Origin of the sequence: Rothia sp. HMSC062H08, assembly GCF_001810775.1 — a bacterium.
In the GTDB taxonomy this organism is placed as follows: domain Bacteria; phylum Actinomycetota; class Actinomycetes; order Actinomycetales; family Micrococcaceae; genus Rothia.
Window position 1 is genome coordinate 1 of the sequence record NZ_KV802664.1, and the last position, 225, is coordinate 225.

The following is a 225-nucleotide window of genomic DNA, read 5'->3' on the forward strand; positions in this document are numbered from 1 at the left end:
CACGTCGAAATTGAGCTCATGCCCTCCTCCTATGTCATCGAGTACGGTAACGGCGATACAGATACCAACTACACGGCTGGTCAGCCCGTGACCACCTACCCTCGTGAGCGTCCGAGGCAGACGGATACCAGCTACGCCTACCAGCGTTCGGGTAACTTCCATGCGTATGCGACCGTGCACTACACGGCTCGTTTCCGTGTGGATGGTGGCCCGTGGCAGATGATG

At 58.2% G+C, this 225-nt stretch carries 1 pseudogene; it reads left to right on the forward strand.

The window, feature by feature from the left end:
* A pseudogene (locus tag HMPREF2765_RS02760) lies at positions 1-225 on the forward strand (peptide ABC transporter ATPase); the annotation flags it as partial.